This is a genomic window from Acetobacter fallax (assembly GCF_011516735.1).
GTDB classification, from domain to species: domain Bacteria; phylum Pseudomonadota; class Alphaproteobacteria; order Acetobacterales; family Acetobacteraceae; genus Acetobacter; species Acetobacter fallax.
Genome location: NZ_WOSX01000006.1, coordinates 114,396 through 138,777 on the forward strand (window position 1 = coordinate 114,396; position 24,382 = coordinate 138,777).

A 24,382-nucleotide genomic window follows, 5' to 3' on the forward strand; every position below is an offset into this window, starting at 1 on the left:
AGTGGCCCATACCTGTCACTTGAACAAGGTTTCCGGAACTCCCGTTTCGTTTTCAGAAAAACTACCAAATTTGACAGCAAGAATAGGCAAAACAAACAGGTTAAGTATCATTGATGTCATGAGCCCTCCAAGAATGACAGCTGCCATAGGTCCTTCGATTTCCCGCCCAGGCGCATTCATATCAACAGCCAGAGGCGCCAGTCCAAGCGCCGTAACGAGCGATGTCATGAGTACGGGGACGACGCGGTCTCTGGCCCCCCGGAGCGCTGTTGTTACTCCCCATGTGAGATGTTCCCGCTCGACCAAAGTCTCAAAATGCGAAATCATCATCACCGAATTCCGAAGCGTAATCCCGAATAGAGTAACGAAGCCGACTGTTGCCCCAAGAGTTAGCGTTGTGCCGGAAACAATGATTGCCAGAATGCCGCCGACAAATGCGAAGGGAAGATTGACGAGTATCAGAGCGAGATTGCGCCATCCTTGTGTGATTATTGAGAGCAGAATCATGACCGCTATGGCAGCGAGCCCGGAATTTATAAACAGTTCCTTGCGTGATTGTGATTCAGCTTCCGCTGCGGATGTAAACTGAACGTAGGTTCCAAGAGGCAGTTTGATATTTTTTGCTATAGCCGTGCGTGCGTCCTGAACGAAAGATTGAGCTGATCGTCCTGTAACATTTGCGGTGACAGTCTGTGTTCTCTGTGCTCCCAGATGTGACACCTGATAGCGACCGTTCGTCTCATATATGTCTGCGACAGCGCGGAGTGGTACGTAGTTTCCGTGAACAGTATGCAGTGGCAGGAAGCCGACAGACGCAACATCATTACGACTTGCGTCATCAAGACGAACCATAACATTAAAAGCCGCAGAACGCTCGTATATCTGCCCCACGGTTTCACCCTGCCAGGCTGTATGGATGGATCGGAGTACATCCGCCGACCGAAGCCCCCAGCGCTCCAGATCAGCAGGGCGTAGCCGAATAGCAAGTTCCGGAACACCAGGGGGTGCTTCTATCCGGACATCTGTTGCGCCATGTATCTGATGCAACATGCGGACAATATTATTTGCCTGGATATCCAATACATCCAGATCATCGCCAATAATATTGATTGCCACAGCCGAAGACGAACCAGAAAGGGTTTCGTTTACGCGCATCGTCAAAAAACTACTGACAGAAAAACTGGCCCCAACGAACCCGTCAAGCGCTTTGCGAACGCGGGCATCAATCTGTCGGGAAGCCTTCCCATCCACCTGATTCAAATCAACCTCAAACTCGCTGGTATGTGGTCCATACGTGTCCTCATCCAGCGAGGCGCGTCCGACTCTCTGAGCAACCGAACGGATTTCGGGAAGCTGACGAAGTTTTTCTGTAACCTGTCTACCTAATTTCAGAGACTGTTCCAGGGAAGTCCCCGGAGCAGCCGTCATATGAATGATAAGGTGACCTTCCTTGAAATCAGGAATGAAATCGCTTTCAAGGAATGGAAGGGCCGCAAACCCTATCAAGGTGGTCAGGATCATCCCGCCTATAACAAATCGGGGATGGCGCATTAATCTGGCCAGAAGACGTTCATAAGCTCTGGCGGTCCATCCTGCCAGGGGGGGCTCTCTCCGGGTTTCTCCAGGCGTCGCCAAGAGCCATGCGCAGAGTGCAGGTACAACGGTTACAGCAGCGGCAAGAGAAGCCATGACCGCAAGAACATAAGCTGTTGCCAGTGGAGCAAACAGTCGTCCCGAAAGTCCGGGAAGGGCGATGACAGGCAAGAAAACGATAATGACAGCAAAGGTCGCGTAAACCACTGCACTGCGGACTTCAACGCATGCATCGAGTACGACGCGCGCTGTAGATGCGGGCTGGACCAGAAGCCGGTTTTCACGCAATCGGCGTGTAACATTTTCGACCCCGATCACGGCGTCATCCACGACCTCGCCGATGGCGATAGCAAGCCCCCCCAGGGTCATGGCATTCAAAGTAACCCCGAGTGTCTCCAGCAACGACAGGGCTATCAGAATAGCCAAAGGTATGGTGGCGCAACAGATTGCAGCGGTTCGCAGGTCAAAAAGGAAAAGAAAGATTACGGCAACCACCAGAAAACCGCCCAGAAGCAATGCTCGTGTGGCATTCCCCAATGCGGTCGTAATGAAATTGGCGGGTCGGAACAGGTCAGCATGCAATGTAATCCCCTGTCCCTGCAATTGCGGGCGGAAATCGGTAAGTGCCGCCTCGATTTCCCGGGTCACAGCCATCGTATTGGCACCGTACTGTTCCCATATATTAACCACAATGCCTGTCTTTCCCTCGATACTGGCCGCGCCGAAGGCGGGAATAGGGGCTTCAGTTACAGTGGCAATACTGCCCAGTGTGACAGCACCATTATCAGAGCGGACAATCACAGTGCGGGCCAGACTTTCTGGCGTCAGGGCCTGACCGTCAGACTGAAGAACGACTCTTTGGTTCGGGGTATCAATAAAGCCGGCCCCCTGTATGCCAGTTGCTTCCTGGGCAGCCGCAAGGACGTCATCAAGTCCGATATGATGCAAGATGAGTTGGTCTGGATGTACCTGTATCTGGAGTGACCGACGCTCCCCGCCAAACACACTGACTCCAGCCACACCAGGCAACGCCAGCAGACGCGGCCTTAATGACCAGTCAGTAAGCGTGCGCAACTGCATGAGGGACTGTTGTTCCGACGTCAGACCAATCACCAGTACCAGACCGGCGGATGAGGTCAGTGGCGTCATAGTCGGAGCATGAACACCGGCTGGCAATTGCTGTGCAACAACATTCATTTGTTCCCCGACCAGTTGCCGGGCGCGATAAATATCGGTCGATGTCGCAAACAGGACGTTGACGACTGACAGTCCCTGAATCGAAGTCGATTGCACGCGCTGAATACCCGGGAGGCCGGTCAGGGCAATTTCCATTGGGCGACTAACCAATGTTTCGACCTGTTCCGGCGTAAAACCAGCGGCTTCGGTCTGGATCGTGACCCGTGGCGGAATGAATTCCGGAAACACATCATAGCTGGCATGTCTCAAGCCATACAGGCCATAGAAGAACAACAGACATGCGGTTGCGATAACCACGCCCCGGAAGCGGATCGAAAACCCGATAATAGCTGCCTGAAGGCTGAAAGAACGTCCCGTCATCAGTCGTCATCGTCTCCTGATTCAAGCTGAGCTCGGAATTCTTCAGACAGAAGTAATTGCGTACCCTCTACGACGATTTGCGTTTCGTGTGTGATTTGTCCTGGAGTATCTTGGATCAGGTAGCCACCTTCTCGGTCCGGCACGTCGGTCGTAAGGGGTAGGCGTGTAAATTTTCCGTGTCCGTTATCACGGTATATCCACGACTTACCTTGCAGCCAGATAATAGCTGATGCAGGTATCCGGATACCGGGACGTTCCTCTTCGGTAGGCAGGAGAACGGAAACATTCATGCCCGCGACAAGCTGACTTTCAGCCGACGCAAAATAGAAAAAGCTACGCCCCTGAATAGCAGGATCGGTCATGGTTACAGGAGACAAATAGTGGAGCATTGTCCCGTGTCCACCCGTGTTTCCATAATCGGTCACATCCGCCTGACTTGGTGGGGTTGGTAGATCCGTATCTGGTGGAAGGGTCACCTTGACCAAGACCACTTGTTGTTGAAGTAACTGTGTAATGAAAATTGTATTTTTTTCGGTAGCGTCAGATATGACCGAACCAAATTGCTGTCTGATAATATTAAGTGCGTTATTCACCCGGACCTGTTCTGCTTTTACCATAGCTGAGTTGGACTGAAATCTGGCTGTTGTCTCCTGGAATTGTTCCTGAGAGATATTCTGCCGGTCGCGATACAGTCCTTTGTCACGATCGAGTTTCGCACGGGCAAGCGTCTGCTGTGCCTGCATGCTCTCCAGCCGCGCTTTCATGTCAGCATAATCACTAACAAGAGTGATAAGTTGTGTTGCGTTCAGAACGTAACCATAGGCGGGAACCAACTTTCTCCAAGGCACGATGCTGGGTCGTGCAGAAGCGATGCCACTCTTCGTAACTGCTTCCGGGGAGACCGTCACGGTCGCCTCTTCGCCAAGAACCGAAACTGGTGGATCATCATCATCTGCAATAGCAATGTCCGCCACGTTTAGAACTAGGAAGACAGAAAGACCTACAAGAGGCAGCCAGAAGGCCCTCGCTTTCATGGTGAGTTCCTTTGGTTATTTTCAAGCAGGCCGGAAACCTGCGCGGCACTGGTGTGATCAAAAATGGGCTGCTGCATGCCATCTTCGATCTGACCTATGGCTTGCCGTTGCTGAATTTCTGCTTCAAGAAGAGCGGTCTCTGCTTGAATCTGCTCTATATGAGTCATAACCATCGTTGGTCGGTCGATTGCGCCTGACTGAAGGCGGTGCTGCATCTGGTTCAGCCTTACCCGTACGGTTTTGGCAAGTTCATCCGCCTGTAGCAGAATTGATGTCGTGCCGCGGTAATTGGCCGTAGCCTGCGAGATGGACTTAAACACCGTGTTCTCTGCACGCCGGAGACGAGCCGCCGCCTCATGCTCCTGCCCAACAGCTTCAGCTATGGGGCCTTCGTTCTGATTGAAAATCGGAATTTGCAGAGAGGGATTTACCTCAAAGCGATTTGAAATATCCCAGTTATAGGCGGGACTGATGGTGACATCGGGATAGCGTCGGGAAACTTCGACCCGTAGAGCCTGTCGGGCGGCGTCATAAGACGCAAGAAGTTCCCGCAGATCCGCGCGTTGCATTACGGCTTGGTATCTCATGTCCTGTGAATCGCGGTATTCCATGAGGTCGGGACAGACATCAAATGCTTTTGTATCAAGAGCAATGGAATCAAGTGCTTCGGCAGGAACCCCGATTGCTCCTGCCAGAGCTGCCTTACGGACGGCATACTCGCGCCGCAGATCACTGACAGACAACTCGGCATGGATCATTTCCGTCCGTACCTGCGATATTTCGAGAGCGGATGCTCGCCCCTGATCAAAACGTGCCTGTTCCAGGGTAAAGAGTTCGCGTTTAGCTGCCGCAGTCTCTTCCACAAGCTTGAGGCGCCCGGATACAGCCCAGACGCCGAGAAGAGCAGACCGCGTGTCGCTGCGTAGTTTCCATGCAGTATTGATGACTTCCCATTGCGCGACGGCAGCCCGATATCTGGCTTCTTTGATACGGTGATAACGCCTGCCGAAAAATTCGATCAGTATTGACGCGCCGTAGCCGACGTAATGAGCCGATGGGCCACCCAGCACCGTGAAACTGGGATTGGGCAGTTGACCGGCTGTCTTGATTCCAGCGCGAGCCGTTTCCAGTTCAGCTTTAGCTACAAGGATATCGGGATGAAAATACAAGGTAGCAAGCGTCAGGCGAGTGATGCCCCATGCGTTTTCCTGACTCGATACGTTTGGTCCGAGAACTTTTGTAATGAATTCTTGCAATCCGGCATCCGTAAATTGACGGCTGGAAAATTTCTGGACATCTGATTCCGGCGAAATATTTGAGTGATCACTATTTGTACAGCCACAGAGCAGGGGAAAAATCAGGAGAATGAATGCCGCATTATAGCGTGTGCGTCTCCTTACCTGCTTAATATATTCTAGAGTATTATATGATTTATACATTGATATGTCGTGATATATCTGATTTGTTATCTGTTAGTTCTACTCTCGATTGTCGCATAATCTGCACACCTCCACTAATACCAAGCATCGCAAGGATGGCAGCTACCGCAATATCCGGCCACGCAGAACGAGTGCCAAACACGCCCAGAGCTGCCAGCACAACGGCAACATTTCCGATCGCATCATTACGAGAGCAGATCCATACAGAACGGCGGTTGGCATCACCTTTCCGGTGTGTCCATAATATGAGGGCACAGGCCAGATTGACCGCGAGGGCAAGCAGACCAATGCCGCCCATTGCGTCTGGGTGAGGCGGATGGTTGCTGTTCATTACTATCCACCCAGCATTGGCCATTACCCATAGCCCAGCCATGAACAGGGTCAGGCCTTTCAGAAAGGCCGCGCCAGCTCGCCATCGCAATGCCATTCCGGCAACACTGAGGCTTATTGCGTAGTTGGCGCTGTCGCCAAGGAAATCAATCGCGTCCGCCTGTACGGATGCAGATCCAACCGACACGCCAGCCCCAGCTTCAACGGCAAACATGCTGGCATTGAGAAAAAGCGCGATCAGGAGCGCTCTCCGCCATGATTTATTGATTGGTAGCGGCGTATCTGTGCATCCACCACAGCATCCTCCTGCCATCCAGCGCCTCCCTGACGAATCATCTGTTTTAATGTATGCTCCCTGTAGCAACTACAGGGTCAAGAGGCAGGGAATGCGATCGATTGGTGCCTTGGGGAAGGCGACGAATACCAAAGTCGAGACGATCCGCTATTACGAACGGATCGGTCTTCTGGCTCCGCCACAGCGGACCGATGGCAATTATCGCACTTATGATGATGAGGCACTCGCGAGACTGTCTTTTATTCGTCGATCTCGGGATCTGGGTTTTTCATTAGACCAGGTAAGAGCTCTATTATCCCTAACGGATCAGGGAACCCAGGATTGTAAGACAGTTGATAGAATTGCTCGTGACCATATGGCAGAAATTGAGCGCAAAATTGCGGATCTCATCGCATTGCGCCATGAACTTTCTACGATGATAGAATCATGCGGGGGAGGTAATATTTCAGAATGCCGAATTATTGAAGCACTTTCTCCGTTTGATAATTAGTTCTCCTGACTTTTTTCGCAGCCAGTCGATTCTGCATTTGACGGAAGATTACCCGAAATAGTTATGCGGCCTCATCCTCACGTGTCAGAATCTGAAAAATCCTCATGGAAAATTCAAGGACTATACGTGCTCCCATGGTGGCAGTTTATGATCAGGCCAGTTCTGAAGCAGACATTCGGCTTCCCCCCCCTTAGCTGCCTGTCTGCTCAATGGATCTGAAACAGACAGGCCGTAGCCGCCTTCATTTCGGACGCAGAGCCCCGCAATCTGCATTCCCGAAAGCGGAGGTCAGAAGATCATGCGCTCGTGCAGGATGGCGACGACCAACGCTGGCCCGCTCTCACGCGGCAGGCAGAAAATGTAGTGATGATCGACCCGCGCCATTCCTGGTTCGGGATACAGCGTGCTCATATTCCTGAAAGCGGACGTTTCCGGCAACCGATTTGATCACAGGATTCGGGACGCCGGGGTCGTAAGAGTGTGTCAGAGAAGACCCCGGCAAAAGGGAGGGTCATCATGTTCCGTATTCAGGGTCTTGATCCGAACGAGTTCAGACATCTTATCGGCCTGTCCGATGCCGATCTCGCGGATGGCGCAGACCTCGTCTCTCTGATGGGGCGTTTCTTCACCAGCCCCGACATAGTCCATCTGCACACCCATTATGCAAAGCGGGGTTGCTACGCTGCCCATATCGTTCGAGCCTGACTGGCCGGGAGGACAGATGACCATCATAGCTTTGGATGCAGCCAGTCTGATCGAAGACGATCCGCGCTGGCAGGCGGTGATGACGCGTGACCGCACCGCTGACGGCACCTTCTGTTATTCAGTGCAAACAACAGGCGTATATTGCCGGCCTGGCTGTGCCGCGCGCCTCCCCAACCCGAAAAATGTGCGATTCCACAAGAGCATCGCAGATGCGGAAGCAGCCGGCTTCAGACCGTGCAGGCGGTGCAAACCCGACGAGCGGTCGCCCGATCAGCAGCGCGCCACCCTCGTCGCAAACGCCTGTCGTAAGATTGAAGCAGCGGAGAACGCACCGAACCTGACCGAACTGGCACATGCCTCCGGCCTGAGTCCGCATCACTTTCATCGTGTGTTCAGGGCCGTCACGGGCCTGACGCCTCGGGGATATGCGACCGCGCATCGCGCGAGACGGATAAGGGACAGCCTCACTCAGACAGAGCGGGTGACAGACGCCATCTACGACGCCGGGTTCGGGGCGGCCAGCCGCTTCTACGAGTGCGCTGATGCGATCCTCGGGATGAAGCCCGCCAGCTACCGCAATGGCGGATCAGATGCGGTGATCCGCTTCGCGATCGGGGAGTGTTCTCTCGGTCCCATTCTGGTCGCGGCCAGTGAAACAGGTGTCTGCGCGATCCTGATGGGTGACGATCCGGACGCGCTGGCACGTGACCTTCAGGACCGGTTTCCCAGGGCGACACTGGTCGGTGCCGACCCCGATTTCGAGACCGTCGTCGCGAAGGTCATTGGTTTTGTCGAGGCGCCCCGGCTCGGGCTTGATCTGCCGCTTGATGTGCGCGGCACCGCTTTCCAGCAGCGAGTCTGGCAGGCGCTTACCAGGCTGCCGGCAGGATCAACCGCCAGTTATGCTGAAATTGCCCGGGCGATCGGCGCTCCGGAAGCGGTTCGTGCCGTAGCGCGTGCCTGCGGCGCGAACGCACTGGCAGTCGCCATTCCGTGCCACAGGGTCGTCCGAAACGATGGGGCGCTCTCTGGTTATCGCTGGGGCGTGGAGCGCAAGCGCGCGCTTCTCGACCGGGAAGCGGAGCAACTCGCATGATTGAACAGATGGCACGCAGTCAGCCCAAACCCGGAAGAGATCGCGGCCCCCTGCACCCCGGTCTGTCGATCAGTAAAACGGTTTGCAAAGGCGAGCCTTTGCCGGGTGCCAGGGCAGAGCCCTGCCAGTCCCGCATCTCCCGGTCTCACACAGGTCAAAGGCTATACAATGGTTACCAAAGGCTCTGTTGTCGTCAGGTGCTGGCACGTTCTCAGGGCGTTGCCCCGGAACCCACCAAAGGTCGCAGACCTTTGAAAACCGGCTTATCGATCAACAGATTGGGGTGAAGGGGTCCGCGACCCCTTCCGGGCGCGGGCAGAGCCCGCTCTTGTGAAAAATCAAAGATCACACGTAACACGAACAGAGCCGTTCAAAACCTGGTAAATACTTAAACATCTTTACCGAAGAAGGATAAAAACAGACAGCATCGCAGCTATTGATCAGACGGCCACCGGCTCATCACAGACCGTGACAAGCCTCCTGTTCTGTCAGCCGTCATACCCGCGAAAAGCCATCAGAACTCCGCCGATAAGGTAAAGTGATAAACCCGTGGCAATCCCGCATACAGGCTCGATGCCGCGCCCGATGTGCCACTGGGCGCACCGGTATAAACCGACGCCCAGTAACGCTCGTTCGTAACGTTGCTGACGCCGAAACGAACGACCCACGGAAAGCGGGCAACATTGAAGGCATACCGTGTGCCCAGTTCCAGCGTCGTATACGATCCGGTATGCAGGGTATTGGTGACATTGGCCGCGCGGTTGCCCATATAATGGACGCCCGCATTGAAAGCCCAGTGAGACGCGAAGGTGCCAAACGAAGCCGGCAGACGGTAGTCCAGTAACATGCTGGCCTGCAAAGGAGCCGCGCCAACAATCTCCTTTTTGTTGAGAGAAGATGAAGCCGCATTGACCAGTTCTGCATCCAGCCAGGTCATACCGGCAAGAACAGACAGGTTAGGCAGCACTTCGCCCGAAATCTGGGCTTCCACACCGTAATTGCGCTGCGTTCCACCATACTGGTAAGTCTGACAGTTGACTTTGGCTGCGCAGCCTGTCGGGTCGGCGGCGGCAACATACATTGCATAAGGCGAGGTCATCCGGAAACCTGCAACGTTAAACTGCATTTTCTGATAACGCAGTTTATAGCCAACTTCATATTCCACGGAGTGTGCAATAGGCAGCGCAATGTTCGTATTGGTATAACTTGCGCTGTTGGGCGTAACAGGACCAGCTTCAACCGACCGGCCATAGGTGAAATAGATGGTCTGATTGTCGGTCGGCTTGTACATCACGCTGGCTGTCGGACTGAAAGCCGCAGAGGTGTCAAAGGTTTTTCTCAGCGGGCTGGTGGCATTGAGAGCGCCCTCCTGATTGATCCAGCTCCAGGCAAGCGTGCCCATGATCGACCAGTGTTTGTTCAGTTTCAGCGTGTCGCCCACAATAAAGGACTGACTGGTCACACTGCTGGATTTATAACGCCCGCGATAATAAGGCTGTGTCCCGCCGGACGGTGAGGAACCGTAAAGGTTGTAAGTTCCCAGGTTTTGCGCGCTCGTTACAGCCGCTGTCGGATTATAATTTCCCATCATGTAACCGTTGGTGCCGATGACGAGGTCATGCCTGACCGGCCCGGTGTAAACACGACCGTTGAAATAAGCCATGTTACTGCCAACGCGGAAATCATCCGCGGTCGTTGTTGCTGTTGCTTTTGAACTGTACCATCCGTCGCTGCCGCGCAGTCCGGAACAGGTTTTGCTGCCGTCGCACAACGTATCGGCGACACCAAAGGACTGCCTCGCGGCGTCCTGATACAGCCCGCCCAGCGTAAAACTCCAGTCCTTGTTGATCTGGTGTTTGATCTTGGCAAGGAAAGTATTGGTTTCCATATTGTAGCCGCTCCAGTCAGGAGCCAGACGCCTGCTCAGATCCGGTGCTTCGGGTAATCTGCTCCCCCCGACCCCGGTCGCCAGAATACCAAAGGCAGGTGCCGTGCCGCGCTGGTCATATGTATAATGACTGGCATCAACTTCGATCACCGTCTTGTCGTCGAGATGGAAATCAAAATCACCACTGACCATTTCGCGGCGTATCGAACTTCCCTGCGTATAGGCCGTGCCATCGGCATGCAGCATGTTCAGACGGTAGCCAAACCACCTGTTTCTGCCCAGACGACCGGAAATATCGCCATTGACCGTGGGGGTGCCGATGGAATCCACGCCGACTGAAAGCCGTTCGGTCCGCCTGTCGGTCGGTCGCTTGAGCGTATATTCAAAAACACCTGCCGGGTTTTCGGGGCCATACATCGCCGCGGCCAGACCATTGAAAACCTGAAGGTTATCGACCCATTCAGCCGGGTAAGGGGTGGTGGACACCACGTTCAGCCCGTCCAGGCGGGAGTTGGCCACCACGTCGGCCTCGAACCCGCGTGACTGCGGGCGGGCCGTATTGGGGTCGCCGCGCACTTCAAGCTGCACGGAAGGCAGATACTGCGCCAGGTCATTGAGATTGCGAATCTGCTGATTGACCACAACGTCATGCGGCACGCCCATGATGGAATAAGGCGTATCCAGCGTGTCCCGATTACCAAGCGGTCCAAGATAGACAATCTTGTTCATATATTTGGCGCCCGTGCCATCCGCGGCATGATGGCCGTGAACGGTCACCGTTTCGCCATTGGAACCATCCAGTATCCCGGCAATAGGGGCCATGGTGGCCTGTGTTTTGATGACTGGCGTTCTGGTGACTGGTGTTTTCGTTGCTGATGTCCTGGTGCCCGATGTTCTGGCAGCGGACGTTTTTACGGCGGCCTGTCTGCCGGTCGCGCCCTGCTGTGCAGGGGCAGGCGTTGCGGCCAGCGCCGAGGTTGTCAGCAGGAGGGCGCCAAACGTTCCGGTGATGAAAAAGGTATGAAAACGATCGTGCATAGATCAGGCAGGCCCGCGATATGAATAAAGAACAGGAGGTGCCCTTCTGCCGTGCCGGATATGGGGCTGTCTATATATCTCCGTGCATAAACCTGTATATGGATGAATATAATCACAGAGTGATGCCAGAATAATACAGTTGCGCTGAGCCACTGATGAAGGACGCAAAGCAAATCGTTTTGCGTAACAGTCAGCAGAGATCCGCAAAGCAAACGCCAGCGCGCGACCGCCATGCTCCCGGGTCAGTTATACCGGAGGCTGTGAAGACTGACCTGTCGATGAGAGCATCCGGCCTGCTGATCATAAAACGGTTTGCAAAGGCGAGCCTTTGCCGGGTTCCAGGGCAGAGTCCTGCCCTGGCCAGTCTCACACAGGTCAAAGGCCGGACCTTCCGGTATTACCAGACTGACACCGCTCAGAAGCGACCTTCCGCTTTCCCCGGCCAAAGCCGCCAGCCAGTATGGTTTTTAAAAACCCCTTGCTCACCCCGTCCCCACTTACGCCAATCCGTTCCACCTCCGAACCGGAAACGTCCATAACATTCCGGAATCCACCCACACGCCCGAACCGTCCCCGAAATCATCCAATACCCACGCCCAAAGAAAAACCTCGCGCCCCGCAGACAGAGACAGCTTTCCTGCCAGCCAGAACCCACATCCGACAGGAAGCCCCGCCATCTCCGTACACGCCCCCGCCCCGACAAAAAACAAATCCGGACTTGCCCCCGAATGACGCGGGAGGCAGGCTGCGGCCTTCACTCTGCTGACCTGCCAAGGATCGACCGATGTCCGAAACTCCGGAATCCCGCCTCGCTGCCCTCGGGATCACCCTGCCGACGCCGGCAACTCCCGTCGCCAACTACCTCCCGTGGACCCGCTCCGGCTCGCTCATCGTCATTTCCGGCCAGCTTCCCCTGAAGGACGGCAAACTGCTCGCAACCGGTAAACTCGGTGATGCGGTTTCGCTGGATCTCGGCACGGAAGCCGCCCGCTTCTGCCTCATCAACCTCATCGCGCAGTTGAAAACCGCCGTGGGTGACCTCTCAAAGGTCACGCGCGTCGTCCGTCTGGGTGGTTTCATCGCCTGCACGCCGGAATTCACGGCCCATGCCACCGTCATGAACGGCGCGTCGGATCTGGCCGTGGATGTCTTCGGTGATGCCGGACGTCACGCCCGCTCAACCGTCGGCGTGCCCTCGCTTCCGCTCGATGCGCCGGTGGAAGTCGAAGGACTCTTCGAGATCGGCTGATGTCCGGCCGCACTGTCTCTCTCCACGCGAAAATCGCTGACATCCCGGTTCAGGACTGGGATGCCTGCGCGGGGGACGATAATCCGTTCACCAGCCACGCCTTCCTTTCCGCCGTCGAGGATAGCGGCTCAGCTACCCCCCGAACCGGCTGGCTGCCTCAGTATGTCGTGCTGCGTGATGACGCCGGCCGCATCATCGCCGTCGCTCCGGCTTACCTGAAATCACATTCGTACGGCGAATACGTCTTCGATCACGCCTGGGCGCGAGCCTTCGAGAACGCAGGCGGCGCCTATTATCCCAAGTTACAGGTCGCCGTGCCGTTCTCGCCGGCCCCGGGCGCCCGGCTTCTGGTCCGTCCCGATGCCCCCGCCGGAACACGGGACATCCTCGCTCAGGCACTGGCCCAGGTCTGCGACGAACTCGACCTGTCTTCCACGCATGTCACCTTCTGCAATACCGAAGATTATGACTGCCTCGCCGCCCAGGGCTGGCTGAAGCGCCTCGGCATGCAGTACCACTGGCACAATCGCGGTTATGACAGCTTCGATGCGTTTCTTGAGGCGCTCTCCTCCCGTAAACGCAAGGCGCTCCGCCGGGAACGCCGCGATGCCAACAGTTGCGGCCTCGTCTTCCGCACCTTCCGGGGCAGCGAAATCACGGAAGCCCTGTGGGATGCCTTTTTCGTCTTCTATCACGCCACGGTAGACCGGAAATGGGGCCAGGCTTACCTCACACGTCGCTTCTTCTCGCTGCTGTCAGAGCGGCTTGGCGACAAAGTCGTCCTCATGATCGCCGAGCACGACAACAAGCCCGTTGCCGGCGCCCTCAATCTTCTCGGGCGCGACACCCTCTATGGCAGAAACTGGGGCTGCGTCGGAGACTGGCCATTCCTGCATTTTGAACTCTGCTACTACCGTGCCATCGACTTCGCCATCGAACATGGTCTCGCCCGCGTGGAGGCAGGCGCACAGGGCGAACACAAGATCCAGCGCGGCTATCTGCCCGCTCTGACATTCTCGGCCCATCTGATCAGAAACGTCGGCCTGCGTGATGCCGTATCGGACTTTCTCGATCAGGAAAGACCCGCGATCATGGCGGAAGCCGAGGCCCTGCTCACCTTTTCACCCTACCGGCAGGAGAACTGATACCGAAGGGTCTGGCCTCTGACCTGCGTGAGGCTGGCTGGCGCAGGACCGGGAGGGCTCTGCCCTGTAACCCGGCAAAGGCTCTGTTCGCGTTACGTGTTGATCTTTGGTTTTTCAAAGGGTTAGCAGAATCCGGGCTCTGCCCGGACCCGGCAGGGACCGTCACGCGAAGGCGTGCTGCGCACGACGGCCCCTGCACCCCGATTGATTCATAATAAAATGGTTTCCAAAGGTCTGTGACCTTTGGTGGGTTCCAGGGCAAAGCCCTGAGAAAGCGCCGGCACGTAATGCTAACAGAGCCTGTGGTCCCTGCCGGGTCCGGGCAGAGCCCGGATACTCTCATCGATAGCTCAGTCTTCTCAACCTCTGGTATCAGACCCCGAACACATTCATGCTTCGACAGGCACAACCGCTGCCGGAATCTTCTCCTCCGCCTTGCGCACAAGCCATGGACTCGTGCGCCGCAGCAGGCTGGCGCGAAGCATCGCCCCGGTGTCACGGGGTGACATCCGCTCCCAGCGCGCCAGAAAATCGAGATCAGACCGCGTATGGGCGTCCTGTCCCGATGTCATTTCAGCCGACTGCTGTGAAACTGGCAGCGCAGCCACGTCGTAATCCATCGTCTACTCCTGCCGGAACGAACTGCGTGTCACAAACCGGCTTTTATCTGAAAACAAAAAGCGGCTCGGTCTCGCATGTCTCCATGACCAAATGGTAAAATAATTTTCAATCCGGAAGTTGCCTGACATCTCTGACTTTTTTATGTCTGTCAGATAACAGCGCGCAGTTTCTCATCGAATGTCAGATCTGTGTTTCCGGAAGATCTGAAATGAGAAGCAGATCCCGGCGTCGGATCAGGGCGTAGCCAGACCGGGAAATCCCCGCAGGCACTCAGTAAAAGGGGACAGTGACGCGTGCTCTGCCCGCACCCGCAAGGGGCCCCGGCTCCCTCCACTCCGATGTGTATTTGCAAAGGCGAGTCCTTACCGGGAGACGGAGCGCCTTGAGGGAAACCCCTCAGCGGCGGCGCGCACCGCTGCGTTCATGGATGCGACTACCAAGAGCCTCCAGCGCGTCGCGTAAAGGCCCTTCCGGCATCTCCGGCAGCGAAACCGACGAGACAGGAGACGGTTTCGGACGTCCCGTCCGTGAAGATTGCGCGGATGGCTGAAAATCCTGCGTCAGTCGCAGCCGCTCAACAGTTTGCGGCCCACACCAGGTGTTGATGCGTTCGATCAGACTCGCCTGCATATGCTGAAGCTCCATCGCCACAGGCCCCCTGCATGCAATGGTGAGCGTGCCGGCTGTAAGCTTCTTCGGTTCCGTGCGTGACGCGTAGGATGGACCAACGATGCTGTGCCAGTCGAGAAACAGAGTCACCGTCGCCGGCGAGCGCTTGCGAAACGCCGGGCGTGTGACCGCGGGAAGCAGCGCGGAAAGGCTGCGGGCCGTGAAAGCACGCTTCGGCGGCTGTGCTTCCGCAGTCTTGCCCTTGCCGGTTTTCTTCGTGGCTTTCATAACACGCTCCTGTGACCCTGAGTTCATCCGCGCTTCTCACCTGGTATGACCGGAACCGCCGCACGCTTCCCTGGCGCGCGCTGCCGGGTGAACTGGCCGACCCATACCACGTCTGGATCAGCGAAATCATGCTGCAACAGACAACGGTCAGGGCCGTCATCCCGTATTATCAGAGATTTCTCGAACGTTTCCCGACAATTGCATCGCTTGCAAACGCTGCGGTCGATGATGTCCTCGTTCTCTGGGCCGGCCTCGGATACTACTCACGGGCACGCAATCTGCACCGCTGCGCGCAGGCACTGGTGGCCAGAGGCGGCTTTCCGCGTGATGTCGAAGGCCTGAAAACCCTTCCGGGAATCGGTGCTTACACAGCCTCCGCCATCGCGGCGATTGCCTTCGGTGTCCCGGTCGTGCCTGTGGACGGCAACGTCGAACGCGTCACGGCCCGCGTCTTCGCAATCGAAACACCATTGCCAGGCGCCCGAAAAGTGCTGGCGGAACGGGCCGTAACCCTCAACCATGGCAGGCCCGCGCAGACCCGGCCCTCCGATTTCGCTCAGGCCCTGTTCGATCTCGGAGCCAGTATCTGCGCGCCGCGCAACCCGGCCTGCGTTCTGTGCCCATGGCAGGAGGGATGCGCCGCCCGAAAAGCGGGCATACAGGCACTCCTCCCGCGCCGTACACCAAAAGGCGACCGCCCGGCCCGCTACGGCGCCCATTTTCTTCTTACAGATGAGGCCGGTCGCATCCTGATGCGCCGCCGCCCGCCAGCAGGGCTGCTCGGCGGAACGGTCGAACTGCCGGGAACCGAATGGCTGCCCGCCCCCTGGTCTCTGGCAAATGCTGTCCGCCATGCGCCATTTGCTGACCGGATGACTGAAAACGAGCCGCAAATCCGATGGGAAGCTGCCGGGGCCGTTAAGCACGTTTTTACCCATTTCTCGCTTTCTGTAGCGGTGTATGTGGCGAGGCTCCCGGTAATGCCCAATCCTGACGCTCATGACGGCTTTCTGGTGCGGGCGGACGAGCTTCAGAAGAGCGCGCTTTCTTCACTGATGAAAAAATGCGCGGAAAAAGGCCTGGAATTCCTCGGAGACACATATGGCATGTCGCTGGCGCGGAAGACGCCCGGTCAGACGAAAAGAGCGAAAATGATCGGAGGAAAGGGAGCATGACGCACGCGCAGGATCTCAGTCGGGAAATCTGGCTGATGGATTATTTCGGACGTTTTCTGCACAACGATCCCCGCCATGACCGGATCGTGGCAGTGATGCCGGATGCCTGCCCGGGTGGTCTGCCTGGTCTGATCCTGAACATTGATCCGTCGCGTGACGACGAACCCTTCGCGCTGGTCAAGCGTGAAACAAGCCCGATGCCGCTGCCACAGATCGAACCGGTCACACAGAATGGCCTCGCGATCGCGCTGAGAGTGCTGGATCGGGACGGCCCCTACGCCGTGACCAGAGACTGCTTCTTTTCCAGCCAGCCCAGCGGCGAAGTCCTGTTTGATCGCAGTCATTATGCTGGATGGGAGTTCTATGCGCCCATTCCGGCCCGGATGGCCCGGACATTCTTCCCCGGCAGCGGCATCGTTCTCCGTGACGATGAGGGGAACGACTATCCTGCTCCCAGGCCTGAAACGGGGCATTCCATCCTGATCGCGGGCCGAACCTATCCGCTGGATCTGGTGAGCGGTTTTCTCGCGCAGCTTGGTGCGCTTGAACCTGGTGAAAACAGGCGGCTCGTTCTGCCCGCGCTTGGTGGAAAACCTGAACTTTCTGTCGTGGCCAGCTCGCTGCCGACATGATTTTTGGTCTTGCGTCGTTTCCGACTGCGTGCCCTACTCTGAAACCAGAGGTTCGTCGCCGTGCGTGAGGTGCGGTATCGTGCCGGAAATGTGGGAGTTGCGAAGTGTCTTTATTCAACCACATCGCGTCATACATGCCGCATCTGAATATCGCTGACATAGCTCTTCTGTCGGTCGCGGCGGGAATAACCGTATTTCTGAGACATGTGTCTGCGTCCCGTGCATCGCTGCGTCCCATACCTGTTCGCGTCCGTCGCCGCTGATTTCCTGAAACTGGCAGCGCGGGTCACTGATTTCAGGCCTGCGCTGCACAGAGCAGGTTCCTGCGGTCCCTATCGAGCGGCAGCACAGGTCGGAGTGACGGCTCTGCCCGGATTTCGCTCATGATCTGATTCCTGTAAGCAGGCGAACATGAGCTTCCTGCATATTTCAGGCCCGTCCGCTCCGGCTCCCATGGGGCAGGGGCGCGTCGGTATCCTTCTGGTCAATCTCGGAACTCCGGATGACACGGGTTTTTCCGGTGTCCGCCGCTACCTGTCCGAATTTCTGTCCGATCAGCGTGTTATAGAAGCGTCTCCGGCGCTGTGGCAGCCCATCCTGCAGGGCATTGTGCTGACCGTGCGACCACGCCGCAGCGGCGCGGCCTATCGCCGGATATGGAATGAGGAACGCAACGAAAGCCCGCTCCGGACGTACACCCGTGAGCAGGCAGAGCGGCTGACGATGCGCTTCAGCGATGAGACAGTCAGTGTCGTCTGGGGGATGCGCTACGGAACGCCCTCCGTCGCCCAGGCTGTGGAAGAGCTGATGACTGCGGGTTGCGATCGCATCCTGTGCATGCCGCTCTACCCTCAGTACAGCGCGACAACGACCGCGACAGCGAACGATCAGCTCTTCCGGTTTCTCATGAAACTCCGCCGGCAGCCCGCTATCCGGACTCTGCCGGCCTTTGCCGATCACCCGGCCTATATCAAAGCTCTCGCCGGAACGACCCGTCAGACGCTGGCCACGTTATCCACGCCACCACAGATGATCGTGACATCCTTTCACGGCCTCCCGAACGAGTATGTCGCCAAAGGCGACCCCTATCGTACGGACTGTGAGCGCACCGTAGCTGCCCTGCGAACCGCGATGGGCATGACTGAAGATGACATGCCGCTTACCTTCCAGTCACGTTTCGGGCCGGCAAAATGGCTGGAGCCTTATACCGCCCCATTTATCGCCGGACTACCCGCCAGAGGGATCAGACGGATCGCAGTCATCATGCCAGGCTTCATGGCAGACTGCATTGAAACCCTGGATGAAATCGGCAACGAAGTGCGCGCTGAATTTCTCGCGGCGGGAGGTGAGGAACTGACTCTCATCCCCTGCCTGAACGGCAGCCCGGAAGCGATCGATCTTCTGGAAGCGCTGGCGCGGTCAGAACTGCAGGGCTGGATCGTGAACTCTTCCACGCAGAGCGAACGATAAGAGGCGGAGTCGGGCTCTGCCCGAACCCTGATGGGAGGGCAGCTCCCATCACCCGGATATGCTGATAAATAATGCCTGCTTCCAAAGGTCTGCGACCTTTGGAAGGGGGGACCCCGGAACGCCCTTTCCGCGTGTCCGCCTCAACACGGATTGGTATCAGGGCGCCAGAAACGCCCGCACATCCCGTGCCAGCGCAGCACGGCTCGCCGGGCGGATATAGAGCATATGGCCACCCGGATAGACATGCAGGGCAATGCGGTCCCGTCCGACGGGAATATGCTCAGCCACCCAGCGGGAACTGGCGAACGTGCAGGTCAGATCGAAATAACCGTTCGCGATGAACACCCGTAACGTCGGGTTGAGCGCCAGCAGCTTGCGAAGTTGCGGAATTTCGCTGGCAACCGGCTCTCCCTCTCCGCGATAATCCCAGGCGCTGTTGACCTTCAGATCGAGCAGATCGTAGGTCAGCTCGGTGCGAAAGCCGAGTGTCTGCGCCGCATAGCCTTCAAACGCATTGCCATAGGCCCGGCCAAAACCGAACAGAACCGGGTCCGGACTGTCACCGTTATCGATGCCCTCAGGAAACGGATCTGCGACAGACAATGTGCCGTCGTAAAGCGAGAAAAGGCGGCCATTGCGGCTGCGCACATCATGGGCCTGCGGATCGGGCATTCCCCGCTCGCGGGTGATGACGGCCGGATCGAGCCCGGTTCTGCGTGCCACTTCTCCATAAAAGTCCCGGGCATCATCCCCCGTCGGCAGAGGCGCGGCGAGAGCCGTCAGATACGGGCCGAAAGCATAGTGATAGGAGTCTTCAACCGCGTCCGGTGTCAGCTTATGCTGCATGTCGAGACGCGCCGCCTCAAAAGACGGAAGCAGCATCGCTGCCGCAAGCGGATTGCTTCCCGGATCAAGCAGTTTCATTTCCAGCGCCGGCGAGACCATGATGATCCCGTTGAGAATCATGTTCTGCTGTTGCTGGAGCGCCGTTGCCACTTCGATCGAGCGGATTCCCCCATAGCTTTCTCCGACAAGGTAATGCGGTGAGGCATGGCGGTTATTCGCGCTGATCCAGAGGTTGATCGCCTTGGCAAAAGCACGGGCATCGCGTTTCGTGCCGTAAAATGTCTTGTCTGCCGTGTCCGGATTCACTGGCACGGAATAGCCGGTGCCGATCGCATCGATGAACACCATGTCCGTGGCGGCAAGCCAGCTATCCGGGTTGGGGCCAAGCTTTGCATTCGCGCCATCCGTCGGGTTGCCTGCTGGCAGGGTCAATGCGGTCGGGCCGGCAGCACCCAGATTGAGATAGGCGCTGCCACCCCCGGGTCCGCCGTTGAAGAAGAAAGAAACAGGTCGCCGGTCTGCTGCCACGCCGTCCAGCGTATAGGCGACATAAAACACACGGGCGCTCGGCTCGCCCTTGTCGTCGCGCAGCGTCAGTGTACCAGCCCGCGCCGTGTAGCCGAGTTCTTTGCCTCCAGACGTGAGCGTCTGATGTGTGACGGAATCGGCTGGCAAAAGAGCCGCCAGTCCCGTAAATTTCGGCTTGTTACTTTCCGCGTCCGAAGCGCCCGTCTGCGCCGGATGAGGCTTGTCGATCGCGAGAGCCGGAAGTGCCGGCATGGCAGGCAGCAGCGCTGCGGCACAGAGCAAGGCGCGCTGCAGAATGCGTCTGCGCGTCGCGTCGTGCCCGTCGGAACGTGTGAACATGAAGCCTCCGTTGTCACAGAACCTGCGTCCTGCATTTCTGACCCGGCTGTACCAGGGGGGCCAGCGATACCCTCAGCGCCCCGTATCTGCCAGCCCGCGCCCTGGCCGGAGAGCAAACGCCGCAACGATAGTGATGTTGAATGCAAGGCCAGTCAGCCCCGGATTGATGCCGTCCGTATCAACGCCACACAGAAAAAGCACGGAGGGGATTACCACACCGGTCACAAGGCCAGTCAGGACCGCGCGCGCCGGCACCCGCAGGTTGAAACAGATGATCAGAACGCCCGGCAAAAACTGCGTCAGCCCGAAATAGGTCAGATTATTCATGGTGGCCGCAATGGATGCCGCAAATGTGGCTCCGAGCATGGAGGCCACCAGATAAACCGCCGAAATAAACTGAGCGCCGCCTTTTTGCTGCTTTTCAGTCAGTCCCTTCAGAAGATTATGGGTCAGAAGCGGCCCGATCACCAGGCAGGTGCTGGCCAGAACGACAAGGCCCGAAAGTGCGGCACCTCCCGCAACGAGACCGATCAGCCAGGGTGAAAGCAGTTGCCGGGCCGTATCGATAAAAATGTGGTTCGGGGAAAATCCTGGCCCGAATGTATTGCGGGCATAAAAAGCCGTCAGAATGAGAAACAGGAACATGACCATGTAAAGCGGCATGGCAATCATCGCCCGCCTGATCGTCTGCGGACTGCGCGCGGTGAAAAATGACGCAACGGCTGCCGGAAACAAAAACAGCCCGGAAGCCTGAAACAGGATATTCGTGACCATCACGCGAATATCCCGACCCGTAAACGCAGGTTCCTCAATGCCCTGAAGCATCGTCCGGTAGCCGTGTGGCAGTCGGAAAATCGCGACACCCACCACGATAATGGCCGCCAGCAGCAATGTGTCCTTGATCACGGAAACATAAGCCGGTGCGCGAATGCCAGACATGGCGGCGTAGGTATAAGCGAGCAGAGCGCCCGCGATCATGAGAATCCAGGAGGGCAGGGCAAAGCCCAGACCCTGCAACACCATCGTCAGTCCCATGAACTGAATAACGCCCCAGGGAATCAGAAACAGGATCGCAATGAGCGACACAAGAATCTCAAGGGCGCGACTATCAAAATGCCGGCGGAAAAGATCCGCGATGGTGACCGGATCATAACGCTGAGCCGCGCGCCAGATCATCGGAGCGAGGAAATATCCCACGGGGAAGGCGAGCACGACATAACCGATGAACCAGATGCAGAATGTGGTGCCGTGCAGGTAAATCCCGCCCGGAAACGCTGTGAGAACACCAAGGCTGTATGTTTCACCAACAGCCAGAAAAAACAGCAGAACCCCGCCGAACTGGCGTGACGCAACGAAATAATCGTGGATTTCATCATGTCGTCGCCCGCCACGTGACCACCAGGCCGTCAGCAGTGACGCTGCCAGAATCGCAACGAAGACCAGTTTGTCCATCGGGCGAGGCTACTCCGTGTCCGGTTCAAACCTGCCGCCCGAAAGCGGCAGACTCAATACGGACCAGAAATGACGACGCTGTCGAGGGCTGAACGGAGAAAAGCCGTCTTTCCTTCGTCCGCCCGGTTCGTCAGCTCACCAGTCGCAGACCACGCCGCCGGGGCTGCCCCGGAGCCTGCACTCCGGCTCCTGTTGCATCGAACTCGAACGGCAACAACGGTGACGAGTCTGTCCCGGCATCTTCATGCGGCGCGTCGGGTAAACGTCGTCCCAGATAGAGATCGGAAAGCGCCCGGAACGCATAATCGAGCATCGACGTCGCATAGGAAGCAACAGGATCGCCTTCCACCGTTCCCGCGGGGCCAAAACAGGAATAGGCGAAGCGTTCGACGAAATCCTCAAGCGGCACGCCATATTGCAGCCCGACGCTCACCGCTTCGCTAAAACATTCCAGCAGGCCGCGTACCATCGCGTTTTCCCGTGCGGGCGTCAGAGAGATTTCGCCCAGCGTCCCGTCATCATATTCCGTTGTGCGGAGGAACAGGCGATGCCCCCCGATCGACGTCTTCTGCATGACCCCGGTGTGACGATCCGGCAGCATGCGTGCCACGCCCCGCGGCGGAATCCGGGGAAGCGGCGAAGCAGACGGGTCGGGCCGGGCCGGCACACGGTCAACAAACCCGGCAAGAGCCCGATACATCCGCATATGCGCGTCAGGAGCGGGCAGGGCGAGCGGAACGTCGCCGGCAAGGCAGGCCGCGAAAGCTGTCTCGACGGACAGACCACGTGCCGCAAGTCGTGCCAGCGTGCTGGTGGCCAGCCGTCCGTCAGTGCGAAGAGGCGAGAAGATCGGTGCAAGACCGCAGGCCTCGCATCCCAGCAGTGCATCGACCGGACCGGGGCCTGAAAAACCGGTCTCAATGCGCTGTGCCGGAGACACGGTCTCCACAGCCGCCCGTGCCCAGGCTTCACGCGCAACCAGCGCAAGCCCGGGGATCACATTGCGATGCGGGGTAAGAGGCAGATGATCGCAGCCCGTTCCTTCGCGCACGACGAGAGTGGCCAGTGCGACGAGCGAACAGGCAGCATCCCGACCGTCATCACTATCGTAATCCAGCCCGAGCGCGGCAAGGCACGCATCAAGATTGGTCAGCAGAATTTCACCGGCGACTGATGCCGGTTCGCCCAGCGGCAGGTCCGGCGTGCCCGCGTCATTACGTTCCGGTCTGGTGTCCGGACTCTGCCTGGTCTCGCGCACCGGAAGATCGAACAGGGTTGGCTCAGTGGCAGCGTCATCAAGGGCCAGTTCGCCATTACGGCGATTCGCCTTTTCTTCCGCCTCCAGCCGCAGTGTCGCGCAGAGCAGCCGGAGTGCCGCGACATACGCCTCGCCCGAAAACCCTTCGCCCGGCAGCACAAAAGCCGCCAGATTGACCACGAATCCCGGCCGCCGGTCGAATTCCCCACTCCACAGCGCAAGTGTCGGCGCCGCCTGCCTCAGCATCAGCAGCCACGCGAGAGAGCGTCCGTTAACAGGAGCCGCTTTTGCATCGTCACGGGCGGGTACCAGCGCATCGATCCATCGCGCGGATTCGGCCGCGATGGACACAGCGCCTGTTCCCGGTGCGATGTCAGCGAGAGCCGAGGCCGCGTCATCATCCCAGTCAGCAGGAAGTGTGATCTGACGCGGCGGGGCGTCAGGATCGGGGGCGGCCATCACGGTGCGCATGCGCACACCGTTCCAGTATCGTTGGGCGTTCATGGGCTCACTGTATTCCTCTGCTTTGCCACCAGGGAAGCAGGGATAAGACCTTCGAAGGCCCTCTAATGGTCCGCAAAACGAGGATATAGGGGATAACTTTTTTCAGGGTGCCATTTGAGTGCCGTTATCTGCCGGACATCAGATCGTGAACGACGTCATGCTCCAATCCTGTGGACGCGCTCCGGCCGCCGCCGTATCGTCGCGACATGGCAACGCTCGGCACACTTCTTCATACCCGCCTGCATGGTCGTCTGGTGGGCAAGGACCAGGATGGTCGCTCTTATTACGAATCGCGTCGTCCCACCCGCAAAGGTGGCGGCGAGCAGCGGTATGAGCGCTGGGTCATCTACCATAAGGGTGAGGATGGCTCAGCCGTACCGCCTGAATGGTGGAACTGGATTCACCACGTCGAGGACAAGCCGGTTCCGATGGAAGAGCGGAAACCCTGGCAACTCCCCGCTCAGCCCAACCTGACGGGAACACCGGGAGCATACAGACCGCCCGGAAGCGCGTATCGCGGCGGTAAGCGGTCGCCTGCCACCGGTGATTACGAGTCCTGGTCGCCTGAAGAGTAAGTCGGTTTTCCGGCTTCCGGCGGGTTATACCCACCCGCATGAAGATTGACCGTCAGGAAGAAAGCGCGGGCTCCGCCCGAACCCGGAAGAGACCGCAGGCGCCTTCACCCTACCCCGTTGAGTAGCAAAAGCCGTTTCCAAAGGCTCTGTTGTCATTAAGTGCTGGCTTCTTCCCAGGGCTTTGCCCTGGAACCCACCAAAGGTCACAGACCTTTGGAAACCATTT

At 57.6% G+C, this 24,382-nt stretch carries 20 protein-coding genes; 9 read left to right on the top strand and 11 right to left on the bottom strand.

The window, feature by feature from the left end; all coding sequences use genetic code 11:
- Positions 1–15: 15 nt before the first annotated feature.
- From GOB85_RS05375 to GOB85_RS05390, 4 genes are read right to left on the bottom strand one after another with little or no spacing between them, the layout of a single operon-like run.
- Complete coding sequence (locus GOB85_RS05375) at positions 16–3,150, bottom strand: efflux RND transporter permease subunit (RefSeq protein WP_019092215.1); 3,135 nt, start codon at positions 3,148–3,150, stop codon at positions 16–18.
- Complete coding sequence (locus tag GOB85_RS05380) at positions 3,150–4,184, bottom strand: efflux RND transporter periplasmic adaptor subunit (protein ID WP_034932598.1); 1,035 nt, start codon at positions 4,182–4,184, stop codon at positions 3,150–3,152. The genes GOB85_RS05375 and GOB85_RS05380 overlap by 1 nt, the downstream gene beginning before the upstream one ends.
- Positions 4,181–5,623: a TolC family protein gene (locus GOB85_RS05385; protein WP_019088956.1), complete on the bottom strand. Its 1,443-nt coding sequence runs from the start codon at positions 5,621–5,623 to the stop codon at positions 4,181–4,183. Before GOB85_RS05385 ends, GOB85_RS05380 begins: the two co-directional genes overlap by 4 nt.
- Positions 5,616–6,266, bottom strand: a complete 651-nt coding sequence (locus tag GOB85_RS05390) for a cation transporter (RefSeq protein WP_010516881.1) — start codon at positions 6,264–6,266, stop codon at positions 5,616–5,618. Before GOB85_RS05390 ends, GOB85_RS05385 begins: the two co-directional genes overlap by 8 nt.
- A gap of 73 nt (positions 6,267–6,339) precedes the next feature.
- Between GOB85_RS05390 and GOB85_RS05395 the strand changes: the two genes are divergently transcribed.
- A complete protein-coding gene (locus GOB85_RS05395; RefSeq protein ID WP_003618791.1) occupies positions 6,340–6,738 on the top strand; it encodes a MerR family transcriptional regulator in 399 nt (132 codons plus the stop codon).
- Between the two features lie 288 nt (positions 6,739–7,026).
- On the opposite strand, the gene GOB85_RS19570 is transcribed toward GOB85_RS05395, so the two are convergent.
- Entirely contained in the window at positions 7,027–7,149 is a 123-nt protein-coding gene (locus tag GOB85_RS19570) for a hypothetical protein (protein ID WP_277875855.1), read from the bottom strand.
- Between the two features lie 105 nt (positions 7,150–7,254).
- Here GOB85_RS19570 and GOB85_RS05405 point away from each other — a divergent pair, with 105 nt between their 5' ends.
- Both GOB85_RS05405 and ada read left to right on the top strand, forming a co-directional pair.
- Positions 7,255–7,443, top strand: a complete 189-nt coding sequence (locus GOB85_RS05405; RefSeq protein WP_173576533.1) for a DUF1203 domain-containing protein — start codon at positions 7,255–7,257, stop codon at positions 7,441–7,443.
- 16 nt (positions 7,444–7,459) lie between these two features.
- Complete coding sequence (gene ada / locus GOB85_RS05410) at positions 7,460–8,539, top strand: bifunctional DNA-binding transcriptional regulator/O6-methylguanine-DNA methyltransferase Ada (protein WP_173576532.1); 1,080 nt, start codon at positions 7,460–7,462, stop codon at positions 8,537–8,539.
- Positions 8,540–9,053: 514 nt separating this feature from the next.
- Here ada and GOB85_RS05415 read toward each other — a convergent pair.
- The gene (locus tag GOB85_RS05415; protein ID WP_173576531.1) at positions 9,054–11,465 is read right to left on the bottom strand and encodes a TonB-dependent siderophore receptor; all 2,412 of its coding nucleotides are present in this window, start codon (positions 11,463–11,465) and stop codon (positions 9,054–9,056) included.
- 784 nt (positions 11,466–12,249) lie between these two features.
- On the opposite strand from GOB85_RS05415, the gene GOB85_RS05420 reads away from it, so the two are divergent.
- Entirely contained in the window at positions 12,250–12,714 is a 465-nt protein-coding gene (locus GOB85_RS05420; protein ID WP_173576530.1) for a RidA family protein, read from the top strand.
- On the top strand, positions 12,714–13,859 hold the full coding sequence (locus tag GOB85_RS05425; RefSeq protein WP_173576529.1) for a GNAT family N-acetyltransferase: 1,146 nt from the start codon (positions 12,714–12,716) through the stop codon (positions 13,857–13,859). Before GOB85_RS05420 ends, GOB85_RS05425 begins: the two co-directional genes overlap by 1 nt.
- Before the next feature lie 389 nt (positions 13,860–14,248).
- On the opposite strand, the gene GOB85_RS05430 is transcribed toward GOB85_RS05425, so the two are convergent.
- Together GOB85_RS05430 and GOB85_RS05435 are read right to left on the bottom strand one after the other, a co-directional pair.
- Positions 14,249–14,479, bottom strand: coding sequence for a hypothetical protein (locus GOB85_RS05430; RefSeq protein ID WP_242011306.1), 231 nt, complete (start codon positions 14,477–14,479; stop codon positions 14,249–14,251).
- Between the two features lie 397 nt (positions 14,480–14,876).
- Positions 14,877–15,377: a DUF721 domain-containing protein gene (locus GOB85_RS05435; protein WP_242011307.1), complete on the bottom strand. Its 501-nt coding sequence runs from the start codon at positions 15,375–15,377 to the stop codon at positions 14,877–14,879.
- 11 nt (positions 15,378–15,388) lie between these two features.
- On the opposite strand from GOB85_RS05435, the gene GOB85_RS05440 reads away from it, so the two are divergent.
- The 3 genes from GOB85_RS05440 to hemH all read left to right on the top strand — a co-directional run bounded on the left by GOB85_RS05440 (position 15,389) and on the right by hemH (position 18,654).
- The gene (locus GOB85_RS05440; RefSeq protein ID WP_338421656.1) at positions 15,389–16,552 is read left to right on the top strand and encodes an A/G-specific adenine glycosylase; all 1,164 of its coding nucleotides are present in this window, start codon (positions 15,389–15,391) and stop codon (positions 16,550–16,552) included.
- Complete coding sequence (locus GOB85_RS05445) at positions 16,549–17,184, top strand: hypothetical protein (RefSeq protein WP_173576527.1); 636 nt, start codon at positions 16,549–16,551, stop codon at positions 17,182–17,184. The genes GOB85_RS05440 and GOB85_RS05445 overlap by 4 nt, the downstream gene beginning before the upstream one ends.
- 411 nt (positions 17,185–17,595) lie before the next feature.
- Positions 17,596–18,654: a ferrochelatase gene (gene hemH, locus GOB85_RS05450; protein WP_173576526.1), complete on the top strand. Its 1,059-nt coding sequence runs from the start codon at positions 17,596–17,598 to the stop codon at positions 18,652–18,654.
- A gap of 156 nt (positions 18,655–18,810) precedes the next feature.
- Here the strand turns inward: hemH and GOB85_RS05455 are convergent, their stop codons facing one another.
- The 3 genes from GOB85_RS05455 to GOB85_RS05465 all read right to left on the bottom strand — a co-directional run bounded on the left by GOB85_RS05455 (position 18,811) and on the right by GOB85_RS05465 (position 23,581).
- Positions 18,811–20,280, bottom strand: a complete 1,470-nt coding sequence (locus GOB85_RS05455; protein WP_408737039.1) for a S10 family peptidase — start codon at positions 20,278–20,280, stop codon at positions 18,811–18,813.
- Between the two features lie 159 nt (positions 20,281–20,439).
- Positions 20,440–21,819 (bottom strand): sodium:solute symporter family protein, encoded by a 1,380-nt coding sequence (locus GOB85_RS05460; protein WP_173576524.1) that lies wholly within the window; start codon positions 21,817–21,819, stop codon positions 20,440–20,442.
- Positions 21,820–21,949: 130 nt separating this feature from the next.
- Positions 21,950–23,581: a TSCPD domain-containing protein gene (locus GOB85_RS05465; RefSeq protein ID WP_173576523.1), complete on the bottom strand. Its 1,632-nt coding sequence runs from the start codon at positions 23,579–23,581 to the stop codon at positions 21,950–21,952.
- A 206-nt stretch (positions 23,582–23,787) separates the two neighbouring features.
- Between GOB85_RS05465 and GOB85_RS05470 the strand changes: the two genes are divergently transcribed.
- Entirely contained in the window at positions 23,788–24,156 is a 369-nt protein-coding gene (locus GOB85_RS05470) for an NADH-ubiquinone oxidoreductase subunit NDUFA12 family protein (RefSeq protein WP_173576616.1), read from the top strand.
- Positions 24,157–24,382 lie beyond the last annotated feature (226 nt).

What these genes read in the sequence shown, in the direction of transcription:
- GOB85_RS05415 (WP_173576531.1), bottom strand. Translation starts at nt 11,465, where the DNA reads ATGCACGATCGTTTTCATACCTTTTTCATCACCGGAACGTTTGGCGCC.
- GOB85_RS05460 (WP_173576524.1), bottom strand. Translation starts at nt 21,819, where the DNA reads ATGGACAAACTGGTCTTCGTTGCGATTCTGGCAGCGTCACTGCTGACG.
- GOB85_RS05385 (WP_019088956.1), bottom strand. Translation starts at nt 5,623, where the DNA reads ATGTATAAATCATATAATACTCTAGAATATATTAAGCAGGTAAGGAGA.
- GOB85_RS05445 (WP_173576527.1), top strand. Translation starts at nt 16,549, where the DNA reads ATGACGCACGCGCAGGATCTCAGTCGGGAAATCTGGCTGATGGATTAT.
- GOB85_RS05395 (WP_003618791.1), top strand. Translation starts at nt 6,340, where the DNA reads ATGCGATCGATTGGTGCCTTGGGGAAGGCGACGAATACCAAAGTCGAG.
- ada (WP_173576532.1), top strand. Translation starts at nt 7,460, where the DNA reads ATGACCATCATAGCTTTGGATGCAGCCAGTCTGATCGAAGACGATCCG.
- GOB85_RS05435 (WP_242011307.1), bottom strand. Translation starts at nt 15,377, where the DNA reads ATGAAAGCCACGAAGAAAACCGGCAAGGGCAAGACTGCGGAAGCACAG.
- GOB85_RS05420 (WP_173576530.1), top strand. Translation starts at nt 12,250, where the DNA reads ATGTCCGAAACTCCGGAATCCCGCCTCGCTGCCCTCGGGATCACCCTG.
- GOB85_RS05390 (WP_010516881.1), bottom strand. Translation starts at nt 6,266, where the DNA reads ATGGCAGGAGGATGCTGTGGTGGATGCACAGATACGCCGCTACCAATC.
- GOB85_RS05430 (WP_242011306.1), bottom strand. Translation starts at nt 14,479, where the DNA reads ATGGATTACGACGTGGCTGCGCTGCCAGTTTCACAGCAGTCGGCTGAA.
- GOB85_RS19570 (WP_277875855.1), bottom strand. Translation starts at nt 7,149, where the DNA reads ATGAGCACGCTGTATCCCGAACCAGGAATGGCGCGGGTCGATCATCAC.
- GOB85_RS05470 (WP_173576616.1), top strand. Translation starts at nt 23,788, where the DNA reads ATGGCAACGCTCGGCACACTTCTTCATACCCGCCTGCATGGTCGTCTG.
- GOB85_RS05465 (WP_173576523.1), bottom strand. Translation starts at nt 23,581, where the DNA reads ATGAACGCCCAACGATACTGGAACGGTGTGCGCATGCGCACCGTGATG.
- GOB85_RS05405 (WP_173576533.1), top strand. Translation starts at nt 7,255, where the DNA reads ATGTTCCGTATTCAGGGTCTTGATCCGAACGAGTTCAGACATCTTATC.
- GOB85_RS05380 (WP_034932598.1), bottom strand. Translation starts at nt 4,184, where the DNA reads ATGAAAGCGAGGGCCTTCTGGCTGCCTCTTGTAGGTCTTTCTGTCTTC.
- GOB85_RS05425 (WP_173576529.1), top strand. Translation starts at nt 12,714, where the DNA reads ATGTCCGGCCGCACTGTCTCTCTCCACGCGAAAATCGCTGACATCCCG.
- GOB85_RS05375 (WP_019092215.1), bottom strand. Translation starts at nt 3,150, where the DNA reads ATGACGGGACGTTCTTTCAGCCTTCAGGCAGCTATTATCGGGTTTTCG.
- GOB85_RS05455 (WP_408737039.1), bottom strand. Translation starts at nt 20,280, where the DNA reads ATGCCGGCACTTCCGGCTCTCGCGATCGACAAGCCTCATCCGGCGCAG.
- hemH (WP_173576526.1), top strand. Translation starts at nt 17,596, where the DNA reads ATGAGCTTCCTGCATATTTCAGGCCCGTCCGCTCCGGCTCCCATGGGG.